Genomic DNA, 14,276 nt, shown 5'->3' on the forward strand with positions numbered 1-14,276 from the left:
AAAGTGCGCCCACTCAGGCGCACTAAACTACTAACAAATCAGCACTGTGGGGAAACGGTTACCCCTTGCCTTTTACACTGCTGATAAAGGTGGAACGGGCAGTGGTTGAACCTAAACGTTCGGCTTCATCAAGCAGCTTCAGCGCTTTATCGACATCGCCGCGCTTCACCGCCTGCTTAATGGCGTTGTTGAAGTACTCTTCGGTGTCGTTCAGTACCGGCTCCGCTTTCTTCGCCGGGGCTGGCGCTGCGGCGGCGACCGGTGCGGCTGCCGTGGCAGCAGGCGCGGTGTAAGCAGGTGCTGCGGTATTGCCCACGGTCACAGGGCCGTTACCGGAGGAGCCAAACAGCGGGCCGACCAGCACGCTGGAACCGCTGTTCGTTTTCACCTTCAGCTTTAACGTTCCGTCGGTGACATGACGTGCGATCGGGTCCGGAATGTCCGGAACCGCGTTACCGGTGCCTTTTGCGTAGGCTTTAGCCGGATCGAGCAGCGTGGTGGTCTTCTGGAGGTCTTGCTCGGTGGTAAAGACCAGCACGTAGAGTTTTTGCTGGCCCAGCGCAGGGGTCAGGCGCATGACGCCTTCCAGACGATCGGCGCTCATCACGCCAGGCTCCTGGTAGGTAAAGTATTCGCTTGGGAAAAAGGCTGATGGCGTCATGTTCTGATCGAGAATCAGCACGTTAGGCGCAAATACGCTCGTCTGCTTGTTAACTTCACTGGTCAGGGTAATGGCCAGCTCACCGATATTGGCGGGTACGCTATAAGCAGCGACCGGGCCGGTTATACCCGAAACATTAAGCGACTGGCCGCCCGTTGAGAGCTGGGTAGTCTGGGTTTTAGACTGATCGACAGGCGTCCAGACAAGCTGTTGCAGTGCCGCTGTCGGAATAGCTGGCGCAGATGTTGTGTTTTGCGGAACGAAGTTGACGTTAGCGAGCGTTACGGCAGGCGCGCTTGCCAGCAGCACTGCGGATAAACAAAGGGCAAGGAGAGTTTTGTTCATTTTCATTGTTATCACCTCAAAATGCACAGGTTCAGCGGTAGCCAGGCAATAGCGCGCCGTCCCAAGGATTGAGGGGCTTGCGCCCCTCAGTTTGGTCATTACGTCAGGTTAAGACGGGATTACCACCAGATTTCCATCTGGGCGCCGAAGGACCACTCGTCGTTGTCGCCGCGGCTGAAGCTTTTCGCAGTGGTATCGCTATAGGCCATGCCTGGGGTGTAACCTGCAACGGAGTTTTTACCGGTTGGCGCATAACCCCACTTCTCATCCCACTTCGCATAGGTTGCGAATACGCGGATTGCAGGACGTGACCAGATGCTGTCGCCTGCCTGCCACTGTTGTGCCAGAGTAATTTTATACTGATCGTTGGTTTCGCCGGTTTCCTGGGATTTGACGTTGTCGTAACCCACTTCCAGCAAGGTGCTCATGATTGGCGTCCATTTGTACATAGGACGAACGCCCACGGTCCACCATTTGGTACCGTTGTTGTTATCCCAGTTGATATCCTGGTACATACCGACATACATCAGGTCCCAGCTATCGCCCAGAGAAATAGCACCGTGGTCAAGTACGCGCCACAGGTGACCATTGTTGTTGATGCCGTAGTTGATATCGTCGGTGGTACCGATGTTCGAACCTTGCGACAGACCTTTGCCCTGAGAGGTCATAGAGTCAGTTGCATATTGCAGAACGAACTTGTTGTAGCCTTTCAGCATGCTCTGCGTGTGTTCAGCAGTGAACATCCAGCCGTCTTTGGATGCGCCATCGATCAGATGATAATCATCACGTGGGTTTGCGCGACCGTAGTCAACGCCAAGCTCCAGCGTACCGCCTGGGTTGATCTCCATCTGCGCTAAACGGACGTCAAAGACATCGTTCGCTGTGCGGGTGGTGTAATCATAAATACTGTTGCTGGCGAAGGAGGAAGAACCACCGGCTTCAGAAGAACGGGTTGCAGCCAGAGAGAGCTTACCGAAACCAACGTCAATGTTTTCCAGACCCGCACCAGGACCTGAAATATCCCAGTAGTAGAAGTCGATCATGTGGACGTCATGACGCTGATAGAATCGCTTACCGGCCCAGATGGTGGAACCTGGCAGCCATTCGATCAGGTTTTTACCCTGCACGTTAGCTTCACGGAACGCCGGGTCAGTGGCTTCCCAGTCGTTCTGCTGCGCCACGGAGTACGCTACGTTGGTGTCGAAGTAGAAGCTCTTGTCGCCTTCTTTCCACACTTCCTGGCCCAGCTTCAGTTCCGCATAGGTTTCACATTCGTTACCAAGACGGTATTTACTTTGGGCACCGGTTGCCTGGAAGCACTGTTGTTCGCCGCCACTACCCGTCCAGCCGATACCGGAACGAGCATAACCATGGAAATCCACGGCCAGCGCCTGAGCAGACATTACGCCCGCTGCGACGGCAACTGCCAGAGGAAGTTTGCGCAGAGTAATCATCATTCTATCTCCTGAGATCATTGCTTTTCTTTGAACACTTCACCTGTCGGTTTCGTGTCTTCTTTTGGGATTGCTTAAACGCCTGGCTCTTTATGCAGCCGACGACATGCAGTGCCATCCTCACGGAACAGATGGCAGCGCTCTGGCGGCAAGCCGATAGCGAATGTGGCACCCTCTTCTACCAACACCACGTCATTCTGGCGGTAGACCAGGTTCTGACGGATGGCGGGGATCTGGATATGAATCTGTGTTTCGTGACCAAGCTGTTCGACGACCTGAACTTCACCTTCCAGGGTCACATCCGCAATGTGGCTTGGCAGCAGATGCTCAGGACGGATACCGAGGGACATATTTGCCCCGACCTGTACGTTGGCGCTGTCGACCGGCAGCCAGACTTGCTGACGGTTTGGCAGCTCCACCTGTACCTGTTCAATCGCCGTCGCCGTCACTTTAACGGGCAGGAAGTTCATCTTTGGCGAGCCAATAAAGCCCGCAACAAAGCGGTCTGCCGGGTAGTGATAGAGCTCCAGCGGTTTGCCCACCTGCGCCACGCGACCGGCGTCCAGCACCACGATTTTGTCAGCCAGGGTCATCGCTTCGACCTGATCGTGGGTGACGTAAATCATCGTGCGGCCAAGGCGCTTGTGCAGACGGGAGATTTCGATACGCATCTGGACGCGCAGCGCGGCATCCAGGTTAGAGAGAGGTTCATCGAGCAGGAACACGCGCGGCTCGGCCACCAGCGTACGGCCAATCGCCACACGCTGACGCTGACCACCGGAAAGCGCTTTCGGTTTACGCTCCAGCAGGTGCGCCAGCTGTAACACTTCCGCCACCTGCGTAACGCGCTGGTTAATGACCTCTTTTTTTGCCCCGGCCAGCTTCAGGCCAAAAGACATGTTCTCGGCAACGGAAAGATGGGGATAAAGTGCATAAGACTGGAACACCATGCCTACGCCACGTTCGGCAGGCGGGATGTCGTTCATTCGGGTATCACCGATCAGCAAATCGCCGCTGGTGATGGTTTCAAGACCGGCAATCATGCGCAGCAGAGTAGATTTACCACAGCCTGATGGGCCCACAAACACCACAAACTCGCCTTCAGTGATGTCCAGATTGATGTCTTTCGACACCACTACGTCGCCCCAGGCTTTCGTTACATTACGCAGCTGTACGCTCGCCATGCCCTTCTCCCTTCGTTACAACCTGTCACCGACAGAAACATTCAAGATAAGTTCACTATGGGGTATCCATTACTTTCGTGAATCCTCCACCCCCCGGCTTTTTTATGGGGGAGGAGGCGGGAGGATGAGAGAGCAGGCTCTGCGACCGCAGCCGGGGGGCTGAGGCGAAATTCGTGAAGCCGCCTGCAAAATTCGGTGGGTTTTTATGTGCGCCAGCACTCATAACTTAAATTTATGCAACGGAGATCACACAAACAGGGGGTGGGGCGTAGGGGTTGGGAGGATGGAAAGAGGATGTCAAATAAGGAGACTGAGTCACGTTGAACCACCTTATGTATCCACGAGCACATCACCAAAAAGGATGGCAGATATGAATATCAAGACTGGCGCACGCGTTTTCGCATTGTCCGCCCTTGCAGCAATGATGATTTCCGCCCCAGCGCTCGCCAAAATTGAAGAAGGCAAGCTGGTTATCTGGATTAACGGCGACAAGGGCTATAACGGCCTGGCCGAAGTGGGCAAAAAATTCGAAAAAGACACCGGTATTAAAGTTACCGTAGAACACCCGGACAAGCTGGAAGAGAAGTTTCCGCAGGTTGCAGCAACCGGTGACGGCCCGGACATCATCTTCTGGGCGCACGACCGTTTTGGCGGTTACGCGCAGTCTGGCCTGCTGGCTGAAGTCACCCCGGACAAAGCTTTCCAGGACAAACTGTTCCCGTTCACCTGGGACGCCGTTCGCTACAACGGCAAGCTGATCGCTTACCCAATCGCAGTTGAAGCCCTGTCTCTGATTTACAACAAAGACCTGGTGCCAAATCCGCCGAAAACCTGGGAAGAGATCCCGAAACTGGATAAAGAGCTGAAGGCGAAGGGTAAATCCGCCCTGATGTTCAACCTGCAAGAACCGTATTTCACCTGGCCGCTGATTGCTGCCGACGGCGGTTACGCGTTCAAGTTTGAAAACGGCAAATATGACGTGAAAGACGTGGGCGTGGATAACGCGGGCGCGAAAAAAGGCCTGACCTTCCTGGTTGACCTGATTAAGAACAAACACATGAACGCGGATACCGACTACTCCATCGCGGAAGCGGCGTTCAACAAAGGCGAAACCGCGATGACCATCAACGGTCCGTGGGCCTGGACCAACATCGACAAGAGCAAAATCAACTACGGCGTGACGCTGCTGCCAACCTTCAACGGCAAGCCGTCTAAACCGTTCGTGGGCGTGCTGAGCGCGGGCATCAACGCCGCCAGCCCGAACAAAGAGCTGGCGAAAGAGTTCCTGGAAAACTACCTGCTGACCGATCAGGGCCTGGGTGAAGTGAACAAGGACAAACCGCTGGGTGCCGTTGCGCTGAAATCCTTCCAGGATCAGCTGGCGAAAGATCCACGCATCGCGGCCACCATGGATAATGCCCAGAAAGGCGAAATCATGCCGAACATCCCGCAGATGGCTGCGTTCTGGTACGCCACCCGTACTGCGGTCATCAACGCTGCAAGCGGTCGTCAGACTGTCGATGCCGCACTGAAAGATGCTCAGGGTCGTATTACTAAGTAATGCCGTAGTCCCCTCTCCCTCTGGGAGAGGGTTAGGGTGAGGGTTGTCGCTATCCGCACGCCCTCACCCCGGCCCTCTACCCCAGGAGAGGGAGAAAAGATCAAACGTTGTAGAGGAAGAACCCCATGGATGTCATTAAAAAGAAGCACTGGTGGCAAAGCGACGCGCTGAAGTGGTCAGCGATCGGTCTGCTGTGTCTGCTGGTGGGTTACCTTGTTGTTTTAATGTACGTACAAGGGGAATATCTGTTTGCCATCATGACGCTGATCCTGAGCTCTGCTGGCCTGTATATTTTCGCCAACCGTAAAGCCTATGCCTGGCGTTATGTTTACCCGGGCGTGGCCGGGATGGGGCTGTTTGTCCTGTTCCCACTGATCTGCACCATCGCCATTGCGTTCACCAACTACAGCAGCACCAACCAGCTTGCGCAGGAACGCGCCCAGCAGGTGCTTCTTGATCGCTCTTATCAGGCGGGTAAAACCTTTAACTTCGGCCTTTATCCTGCGGGTGACGAGTGGAAGTTAGCGCTTACCGACGGTGAGAGCGGCAAAAACTATATTTCCGACGCGTTCAAATTTGGCGGCGAGCAGAAGCTGGCCTTAAAAGAGGCTGCGGCCCTGCCGGAAGGTGAACGTGCCAACCTGCGTATCATCACCCAGAACCGTCAGGCGCTGACCCAGCTCACCGCCGTGCTGCCAGACGAAAGCAAAGTCACCATGAGCTCGCTGCGCCAGTTCTCCGGCACGCAGCCGCTTTATACCCTGGCGGATGACGGTACGCTGACCAACAACCAGAGCGGCGTGAAGTACCGTCCGAATAACGACATTGGTTTCTATCAATCCATTACCGCCGACGGAAAATGGGGTGATGACAAGCTCAGCCCGGGCTACACCGTCACCATCGGCTGGGACAACTTTACCCGCGTGTTTACCGACGAAGGCATCCAGAAACCGTTCTTTGCCATCTTCGTCTGGACGGTGGTGTTCTCGGTGCTGACGGTGATCCTGACCGTGGCCGTGGGCATGGTGCTGGCCTGTCTCGTGCAGTGGGAGTCGCTGAAAGGCAAAGCGATTTACCGCGTGCTGCTGATTCTGCCCTACGCCGTACCGTCGTTTATCTCGATTCTGATTTTCAAAGGACTGTTTAACCAGAGCTTCGGTGAAATCAACATGATGCTGAGCGCGCTGTTCGGTATCAAACCGGCCTGGTTCAGCGACCCGACCACCGCCCGTTCGATGATTATCATCGTGAACACCTGGCTGGGTTATCCGTACATGATGATCCTGTGCATGGGCCTGCTGAAGGCTATCCCGGACGATCTGTATGAAGCCTCGGCGATGGATGGCGCAGGTCCGTTCCAGAATTTCTTTAAAATTACGCTGCCGCTGCTCATTAAGCCGCTGACGCCGCTGATGATTGCCAGCTTCGCCTTTAACTTTAACAACTTCGTGCTGATTCAGCTGTTGACCAACGGTGGTCCGGACCGCCTTGGCACCACGACGCCGGCAGGTTATACCGACCTGCTCGTGAGCTACACCTACCGTATCGCCTTCGAGGGCGGCGGCGGTCAGGACTTCGGCCTGGCGGCGGCGATTGCCACCCTGATCTTCCTGTTGGTTGGCGCCCTGGCGATTGTGAACCTGAAAGCCACACGTATGAAATTTGACTAAGGAGGGCACTGAACATGGCAATGGTACAACCCAAATCTCAGAAACTGCGCCTCCTGGCGACGCACCTGGGCCTGCTGATTTTCATCGCGGCGATCATGTTCCCGCTGCTGATGGTCATCGCCATCTCCCTGCGTTCGGGCAACTTCGCCACCGGGAGCCTGATCCCGGATGAAATCTCCTGGGAGCACTGGAAGCTCGCGCTGGGCTTCAGCGTGGAGCACGCGGATGGCCGCGTCACGCCGCCGCCGTTCCCGGTGCTGCTGTGGCTGTGGAACTCGGTGAAAGTGGCGACCATCACCGCGATCGGCATCGTGACGCTCTCCACCACCTGTGCTTATGCCTTTGCCCGCATGCGTTTCCCGGGCAAAGCGACGCTGCTGAAAGGCATGCTGATTTTCCAGATGTTCCCGGCCGTGCTGTCTCTGGTCGCGTTGTATGCCCTGTTTGACCGTCTCGGCCAGTACGTGCCGTTTATCGGCCTGAATACCCACGGCGGCGTGATCTTCGCCTATCTCGGCGGTATTGCCCTGCACGTGTGGACCATCAAAGGCTATTTCGAAACCATCGACGGCTCGCTGGAAGAAGCGGCGTCACTGGACGGTGCTACCCCGTGGCAAGCGTTCCGTCTGGTGCTGCTGCCGCTGTCCGTGCCGATTCTGGCGGTGGTGTTTATCCTGTCGTTTATCGCGGCGATAACCGAAGTACCGGTTGCCTCACTGTTACTGCGCGATGTGAACAGCTACACCCTGGCCGTAGGCATGCAGCAATACCTCAACCCGCAAAACTACCTGTGGGGCGATTTTGCCGCGGCGGCCGTACTCTCCGCCATCCCGATTACCGTGGTGTTCCTGCTGGCCCAGCGCTGGCTGGTCAACGGCCTGACGGCGGGCGGCGTGAAAGGTTAAGTTTCATCTGTTATGCCACTGCAACCCTCAACTTTAGACGTATTGTATTGACCCAACTTGTGACTGTTATTCGGCGGCCTTCGGGCCGCCATTTTTTTATTCCCGTTTCAGCCGCTTCGAATTGCACAGCCAGAGGGTGATCACCAGCAGCAGGATCGCCGCCGAGTAGATCAGCACGTCGAGCGGAGACTTATGATCGACGATGATCAGCCGCACAATCGCAGTGATGCCAATGTAGACAAAATAGCGCAGCGGGAAGTGAAAGCCGGACTGAAAGTACTTCACAATCAGGGCGATAAATTCAAAGTAGAGAAAGTAGACCACCAGGCCTTCCACCAGCGCATATTTGCTGGTTTGCTCAGGGGCGAACAGCACATCCGCCAGATGCACCGTCTCTTTACCGAGAAAGACGACCAGGATCAGGCCAAGGCTCAACAGACCGAGGTTCAGCACGGTCTGGAGGATGGTTGAGATAAACTCAACGCGCGGGCGAGTCAGGGATGTCATACAGCACCTCATTCTCCAGGGCGAGATTCCTGTATAACGCAAAAATGTGACGGAGATCTATATTTTTTGTTTATGTTTGGCGCATTCGCCCGGTGGCGCTGCGCTTACCGGGCCTACAAAAACCGTAGGCCGGGCAAACGCAGTGCCGCCCGGCGTGAAGCATCAGCGGAAGTTAATGTTCTTATCGCTGGTCATGTCATACAGCTGGAACTTACGCCCAAGCTGCTGGCCCCCGTCACGCGTCAGCGGCGTCCAGCCCACCGCCGCGCGGCTGCGGGTCGGACCTGACGAGAACAGATCCAGCGGAATCGACACGTAGACCCCTTTGGTGAAGTCCCCTTCCCCGTATTCGTCCGGCGAGACGTTGGTGATGGTGGCGTAGCCGCCCACCACGACGCCGCTGTCGAAGTGTTTGGAGATATCCAGCGTGCCGCCCTTATCGCCCGCCAGATACTGGCCGACGCTGGCTTTCACCAGTACGTCCTGCGCGAACGACGGCGTCCAGTAGGCGGTCAGGTGGCCGGTTTTGACGCTGTAGTCGGTGAACTTCATCATGTCCTGCGCGCTGCGCCAGTCACGCTGCTTAACGTAGTTGGCATCAATCCCGAACGCCCAGTTGCTGTCGACGGGACGATACAGCACCTCCGCTCCCGCGCCACCGAACATAGTCTCCAGGTAGCCCCCGTAAACCTGGCCGTAGAAGCCGTTGCCGAAATACTGGAAGTAGTTGGCCTGCAGGTTATTCACATAGACATCGTTCTGCACGTATTCACGCACGCGGGTACGCACGCGCGGCAGCTTCGAGTCGTTCGGCGGGTTGGTGTAGTTAAACTTGTCGTAGTTGTTCGCGATGTTGCCGAACAGGCTACCGGTGGTCAACAGGTGATCGGTGACCCACAGATCCGCCGTCGCCATCGCACCCAGTTGATACATGTAGAAGTTTTCCGGCCCGCCGACGGACTGGTTCAGCACAGGGTCGATATGGAAATCAAAGCGTGATTTGTCGATATACCAGCCCTGCTCGGTGGTTTCCGGCACGATCGGCTCTACGCGTTTTTGCACCAGCTCGGTTTCATGCCCGAGCGGTTCGCCTTCCAGGTGGCGCTTGAGGCTGGCGACATCGGTTTCGGTTGTAACCTGAGGCAGATTCAGGCGGTTCTCCGTCACGCGGATCGTGCGGATCCCGTCCGGGAGATCGTTCATCACGATCCGGTTGGCGCGTTCGATCCCTTCCCGCGAGTCGCGGTATTTCACCTGCTCGCCGGTGACGTACAGCGTATCGCCTTTCACCTGAATTTTCGGATCGGCCAGACCGGCGTTGTATTTCAACAGCGTCAGCTGGTTTGCCACCACGGAGTGCTGCAAAATCGCATCCTGCGGCTCCGGCCGGTAGGCAGGCCGCGCGTTATCGTTGTAGTGCGGCCGCATGTCGTTAAAGTTAGTGCGCAGCGTGAAGCCAAACATCACCGTGTTGCCGCGCTCGTAGCTGAGGTTAACGTCGGCCCAGTCGGTGACGCGATAAATGGCGCCGACGTTAAACTTGCTCTTCTGCTCAATCTTCCCGGCGAAGTCCTGCGAGTAGTCGTTCCCTTCGTACTCCAGCTTCAGGCGCAGCGGCTGCCACGGTGTCTGGTATTCCACGCCGCCGAACAGCGAGGCCGGACCATGGAACATCTGATCGCCGTTGATGGAGCCCGCTTTCTTGTAGCTGTTATCGCGATAGCAGTATTTATCGCTGTAGGTACAGAACGGGTTTTTGACGTTGCCGCTGGTGCCGAGATAACCCCAGCCAAGTCCCAGAGAGAAGTCAAACGGCCCCCAGGCTTTGCTGGCCACGATGTATTCCGCATCAAACAGGCCGGTCCCGCCGATATCTTTTGCACCCACGGATACCTGCGGCATCCAGTAGCTCTCTTCCCACAGGCGCAGCTTGACGTCAAAGGCTTTATCTTTGTAGGTCTGATCGCCGGAGAAGGCGTCGACGCTGCTGTACTGTTTCGTACGCACGTCGGTGTAGCGCAGCGTGGTTTCGAGCCACGGGAAAAGCTGTACGGAGGCGGAATAGTAGCGATACTGGTCGTTATCGCGGTAGTTCAGGCTAATTTCCCCTTCACGCGCCATGCGCGCGGTAGGCGTTTGCAGTAAACCGACGCCGCCGAAGTCTGACTGAGACGGGCCAACAGGTGCCGGATACGTTTCTGCATGGCAGGCGGCGCTTACGCAGAGCGCCAGCATGCTGTAGAGATAGGTTCTTTTCATTCTTCCGGTATCCGCTGTGTCAGGGAGTGAAGGATATCGGCGTTAAGCCCGTCATATGCCTTCGTCCAGAAATGGTCGGCAAAACCGACAAAAATGATGCTGCCCGGCATGGGTTCGATATGGCGTTTATTCCAGTACGCCACCGGCGCTTTTTGCGTATGCCCGTCGGGATAAATAATCCATGCGTAGCTGTTATCCGCGCCGCTCAGCAGGCTTTGTTCGTCAAGATAGCTCGCCACGTCGCGGCCGGGCGTAAAGGGCTTTTTACCCGGGCTGCTGATAAGCCCCATCACGGTCACCGTCGTCGGCTTCACCGGCAGCCAGAGGGTGTACTCCCCTTGAAGCGTGGGGTTGCCCTTTTCCGTGACGCGCACTTCATCTGGATCAAGATTGACTTTCTGGCGGCCTGTCACCTTCAGCGCCTGAAGCTGCTGGCGAACGCTGTTAATGGCTGCGGCATCGTCGCCGTCTTCCTGCTCTGCCAGACCCGTCAGTCGGGCCAGCAAGGCAAGGTGTTCCTGCTCCGCCTTAATCGTCGCCTGACGCTCGCCAATCACCGCTCCCGGCCACCAGCTGTTAGCAAGCCTCGGCTGCCCGACGAGATCGAGCAGATGCTCGGCGTTGGTTAAGGTTTTGGGTTTTTCACTGTCCGGCGTGTAGACCTTTACCGTTCCTGCTGACCATGCCAGCGGCGCGGCAAGACTGGCGAGAAGCGCAGCGTGGATGAGCGTTTTCATGATTTCGCCGCCTTGATCAGGGTGGTTTTCACCGGGAAGAAACCGGCGCCGAGATACTGTAAGGACTGACGGATCTGCCCTTCCTCGTCAATCCAGAAGCGGTTATGCCAGGTGGCCTGGTCGGTTGTCACCTTCTCATCCAGCACGCGAACCTGCGTTTCGTCGCTGCCCACCTTCACGCTATCCGTACCGTCCCAGCGGAAGGTGGAGCGGGCCGTGGCGTAGCGCACCTGCTTGTGCTCGGTCCAGCCCATGGTGCGCGTCCAGCCTGCGCCGTCGACGATCTGATTTGGCTTGATGAGCGGGTCTTCGGCGAGATTATTCACCTCGAGCAGGTTATCGCCGCCGAGCAGCGTTTTCACAATACGACCATGCTGCGTCACGATGGTGGCCTGATCCTGCGTCACCCATTTCTGCTGCCCGTTTTCATCGAAAGCGAGCACCACAAACAGTTGCGGGCCATCATTAAGCTGCATGTACTGGCTGGCGTACGGCATGTTCTGAAGTTCGTCATCGGTCAGATGCACGCCCGGTGTGCCGAACAGGCTGTCCCACAGTGAATGCCCCAGCCCTTTGGTGGTGGCTGAGCACGCCTGCAACAGCAGGCAAATCAGAATGATTGCAGGTCGCTTCACGACTCTTCTCCGAAGGGGCGAAATAACCACACCGAAGTGTGGTTATGATTAAAACACCCGGTATTACTGGGTGCTGGTTGTCGTAGTGGTCGTGGTTCCGGTATTGGAGCCATCACCGCCACCGGTTGCCGCCAGCGCGACACCCACGGCTGAACTTACGGTGCTGGTGCTGGCTGCGGTAGAACTTCCCGCAGACGCAGACGTCGCTGCCGACCCTGCTGCTTCCCCGACCTGGACCGGAGCTGCATAGACAGAGGTCGCCGCAAGTGCAGATATGGCAAAAATGCCATACAGTACTTTCTTCATAACAATTTCCCTTCAATGAATGAATGGAGATTTGCCCGAAAAGAAATTCAGGCGGAATCGAGTATACACAACTACAGCAGTGGGTTTACCGTGGGGGGAAATAGCGGAGTGGTTTTCGGACTAATGGATAAAACAGAAAAGAAAAACAAAATATTAAAATAAATTAACAATTAAAATCAATAATTTATAATATAACTTTATTATCTTACTTCTGCGTATTTTCTTAAAATAAAGCGCAGCAATTAGCAGGTTAAGCGCCTTTTTCAGATTAAACTCAGAGTGAGAATTTGAGTTAACTAACAGACATCAGGAATTATCCGATAAAAAAATGCCGGCATATCGCCGGCATTTTTCATGACATATTAATTACGCACGCCATGCTTTATAACGGTTAATCAAACCATTGGTGGAGCTGTCGTGGCTGTCGATCGCTTTATCGTCACCCAGCTCTGGCAGAATACGGTTTGCCAGCTGTTTGCCCAGCTCAACGCCCCACTGGTCAAAGGTGAAGATGTTCAGAATAGCGCCCTGAGTGAAGATCTTGTGCTCGTACAGCGCAATCAGCGCGCCCAGGCTGAATGGGGTGATTTCACGCAGCAGGATGGAGTTGGTTGGACGGTTGCCTTCGAACACTTTGAAAGGCACAACGTGCTCCAGCGTGGCCGGATCTTTACCCTGGTCACGGTATTCCTGCTCTACCACCTCGCGGGATTTACCGAACGCCAACGCTTCTGTCTGTGCGAAGAAGTTAGACAGCAGCTTCGGATGGTGGTCGGACAGCGGGTTGTGTGTAATCGCCGGCGCGATGAAATCGCACGGTACCATTTTGGTGCCCTGGTGAATCAGCTGGTAGAACGCGTGCTGACCGTTGGTGCCCGGCTCGCCCCAGATGATTGGTCCAGTCTGGTAATCCACCGCGTTGCCGTTACGGTCAACGTACTTACCGTTGGATTCCATGTTCCCCTGCTGGAAGTAGGCCGCAAAGCGGTGCATGTACTGGTCGTACGGCAGAATTGCTTCGGTTTCAGCGCCGAAGAAGTTGTTGTACCAGATCCCAATCAGCGCCAGCAGCACCGGCAGGTTTTTCTCAGGTGCAGTGGTGGAGAAGTGTTTGTCCATTGCGTGCGCGCCGGAGAGCAGCTCAACGAAGTTGTCGAAGCCCACGGACAGGATGATGGACAGGCCGATTGCAGACCACAGAGAGTAGCGGCCACCAACCCAGTCCCAGAACTCGAACATATTCGCGGTGTCGATACCGAACTCGCTGACGGCTTTACCGTTGGTGGACAGCGCCGCGAAGTGTTTCGCCACGTGCTTGTTGTCGCCCGCGGTTTTCAGGAACCAATCGCGCGCGCTGTGGGCGTTGGTCATGGTTTCCTGAGTGGTGAAGGTTTTGGACGCCACCAGGAACAGGGTGGTTTCCGGATTTACGTTCTTCAGCACTTCGGCGATGTGGGTACCATCGACGTTAGAGACAAAGTGCATGTTGAGGTGGTTTTTGTACGGACGCAGCGCTTCGGTCACCATGAACGGACCGAGGTCAGAGCCGCCGATACCGATGTTAACAACATCCGTAATTGCTTTGCCGGTGTAACCTTTCCACTGACCTGAGATGATCGCTTCGGAGAAGGTTTTCATCTTTTCCAGCACCGCGTTTACTTCCGGCATCACATCTTTGCCGTCAACGATGATTGGCGTATTGCTACGGTTACGCAGGGCCACGTGCAGCACGGCACGGTCTTCGGTGCGGTTGATCTTTTCGCCGGAGAACATGGATTTGATGGCGTCGGCAAGCTCAGTCTCTTTTGCCAGATCCTGCAGTTTTGCCAGCGTCTCTTCGGTAATGCGGTTCTTGGAGAAATCCACCAGCATCAGGTCATCGAAGGTCGCGGAGAACTTAGTGAAACGATCGGCATCTTTCGCGAACAGATCCGCGATGGTGACGTCCTTCATTTCATCAAAATGTTTCTGTAGTGCCTGCCAGGCAGCGGTCTGCGTTGGGTTGATGTTTTTCATTAGCAATACTCTTCTGATTTGAGAATTGTGACTGCG

General features: G+C 55.7%; 12 protein-coding genes. 3 read left to right on the top strand and 9 right to left on the bottom strand.

The window, feature by feature from the left end; translation table 11 throughout:
• Nucleotides 1-58: 58 nt before the first annotated feature.
• The 3 genes from malM to malK all read right to left on the bottom strand — a co-directional run bounded on the left by malM (nt 59) and on the right by malK (nt 3,644).
• A complete protein-coding gene (malM, locus tag AB8818_RS21705) occupies nt 59-1,012 on the bottom strand; it encodes a maltose operon protein MalM (RefSeq protein ID WP_192984282.1) in 954 nt (317 codons plus the stop codon).
• Nucleotides 1,013-1,125: 113 nt separating this feature from the next.
• Entirely contained in the window at nt 1,126-2,463 is a 1,338-nt protein-coding gene (locus AB8818_RS21710; protein ID WP_116343980.1) for a maltoporin, read from the bottom strand.
• A gap of 71 nt (nt 2,464-2,534) precedes the next feature.
• Entirely contained in the window at nt 2,535-3,644 is a 1,110-nt protein-coding gene (gene malK, locus AB8818_RS21715; RefSeq protein ID WP_028015130.1) for a maltose/maltodextrin ABC transporter ATP-binding protein MalK, read from the bottom strand.
• A gap of 370 nt (nt 3,645-4,014) precedes the next feature.
• Here malK and malE point away from each other — a divergent pair, with 370 nt between their 5' ends.
• The 3 genes from malE (at nt 4,015) to malG (ending at nt 7,780) form a co-directional block, all read left to right on the top strand.
• Nucleotides 4,015-5,205: a maltose/maltodextrin ABC transporter substrate-binding protein MalE gene (gene malE, locus AB8818_RS21720; protein ID WP_061099581.1), complete on the top strand. Its 1,191-nt coding sequence runs from the start codon at nt 4,015-4,017 to the stop codon at nt 5,203-5,205.
• Nucleotides 5,206-5,330: 125 nt separating this feature from the next.
• Nucleotides 5,331-6,875: a maltose ABC transporter permease MalF gene (gene malF / locus AB8818_RS21725; RefSeq protein ID WP_163330887.1), complete on the top strand. Its 1,545-nt coding sequence runs from the start codon at nt 5,331-5,333 to the stop codon at nt 6,873-6,875.
• Nucleotides 6,876-6,889: 14 nt separating this feature from the next.
• Entirely contained in the window at nt 6,890-7,780 is an 891-nt protein-coding gene (gene malG, locus AB8818_RS21730; protein ID WP_006810496.1) for a maltose ABC transporter permease MalG, read from the top strand.
• Between the two features lie 96 nt (nt 7,781-7,876).
• Here the strand turns inward: malG and psiE are convergent, their stop codons facing one another.
• The 6 genes from psiE to pgi all read right to left on the bottom strand — a co-directional run bounded on the left by psiE (nt 7,877) and on the right by pgi (nt 14,240).
• Entirely contained in the window at nt 7,877-8,287 is a 411-nt protein-coding gene (gene psiE / locus AB8818_RS21735) for a phosphate-starvation-inducible protein PsiE (protein WP_000202963.1), read from the bottom strand.
• A gap of 162 nt (nt 8,288-8,449) precedes the next feature.
• The gene (locus AB8818_RS21740; protein WP_028015126.1) at nt 8,450-10,546 is read right to left on the bottom strand and encodes a YjbH domain-containing protein; all 2,097 of its coding nucleotides are present in this window, start codon (nt 10,544-10,546) and stop codon (nt 8,450-8,452) included.
• Entirely contained in the window at nt 10,543-11,283 is a 741-nt protein-coding gene (locus AB8818_RS21745) for a capsule biosynthesis GfcC D2 domain-containing protein (RefSeq protein WP_192984280.1), read from the bottom strand. Before AB8818_RS21745 ends, AB8818_RS21740 begins: the two co-directional genes overlap by 4 nt.
• Nucleotides 11,280-11,918: a YjbF family lipoprotein gene (locus tag AB8818_RS21750; protein WP_116343976.1), complete on the bottom strand. Its 639-nt coding sequence runs from the start codon at nt 11,916-11,918 to the stop codon at nt 11,280-11,282. The genes AB8818_RS21745 and AB8818_RS21750 overlap by 4 nt, the downstream gene beginning before the upstream one ends.
• A 63-nt stretch (nt 11,919-11,981) precedes the next feature.
• A complete protein-coding gene (gene yjbE, locus AB8818_RS21755) occupies nt 11,982-12,224 on the bottom strand; it encodes an exopolysaccharide production protein YjbE (protein ID WP_013095034.1) in 243 nt (80 codons plus the stop codon).
• 366 nt (nt 12,225-12,590) lie between these two features.
• Entirely contained in the window at nt 12,591-14,240 is a 1,650-nt protein-coding gene (gene pgi, locus AB8818_RS21760; RefSeq protein WP_163330886.1) for a glucose-6-phosphate isomerase, read from the bottom strand.
• Nucleotides 14,241-14,276 lie beyond the last annotated feature (36 nt).

The organism is Enterobacter sp. KB-280D8 (genome assembly GCF_041399405.1).
Taxonomy (GTDB): Bacteria; Pseudomonadota; Gammaproteobacteria; order Enterobacterales; family Enterobacteriaceae; genus Enterobacter; species Enterobacter cloacae_N.

Coding starts and splice junctions, on each gene's coding strand:
- malG (WP_006810496.1), top strand. CDS start 6,890: ATGGCAATGGTACAACCCAAATCTCAGAAACTGCGCCTCCTGGCGACG.
- psiE (WP_000202963.1), bottom strand. CDS start 8,287: ATGACATCCCTGACTCGCCCGCGCGTTGAGTTTATCTCAACCATCCTC.
- malM (WP_192984282.1), bottom strand. CDS start 1,012: ATGAAAATGAACAAAACTCTCCTTGCCCTTTGTTTATCCGCAGTGCTG.
- malE (WP_061099581.1), top strand. CDS start 4,015: ATGAATATCAAGACTGGCGCACGCGTTTTCGCATTGTCCGCCCTTGCA.
- malK (WP_028015130.1), bottom strand. CDS start 3,644: ATGGCGAGCGTACAGCTGCGTAATGTAACGAAAGCCTGGGGCGACGTA.
- yjbE (WP_013095034.1), bottom strand. CDS start 12,224: ATGAAGAAAGTACTGTATGGCATTTTTGCCATATCTGCACTTGCGGCG.
- AB8818_RS21745 (WP_192984280.1), bottom strand. CDS start 11,283: ATGAAAACGCTCATCCACGCTGCGCTTCTCGCCAGTCTTGCCGCGCCG.
- pgi (WP_163330886.1), bottom strand. CDS start 14,240: ATGAAAAACATCAACCCAACGCAGACCGCTGCCTGGCAGGCACTACAG.
- malF (WP_163330887.1), top strand. CDS start 5,331: ATGGATGTCATTAAAAAGAAGCACTGGTGGCAAAGCGACGCGCTGAAG.
- AB8818_RS21710 (WP_116343980.1), bottom strand. CDS start 2,463: ATGATGATTACTCTGCGCAAACTTCCTCTGGCAGTTGCCGTCGCAGCG.
- AB8818_RS21740 (WP_028015126.1), bottom strand. CDS start 10,546: ATGAAAAGAACCTATCTCTACAGCATGCTGGCGCTCTGCGTAAGCGCC.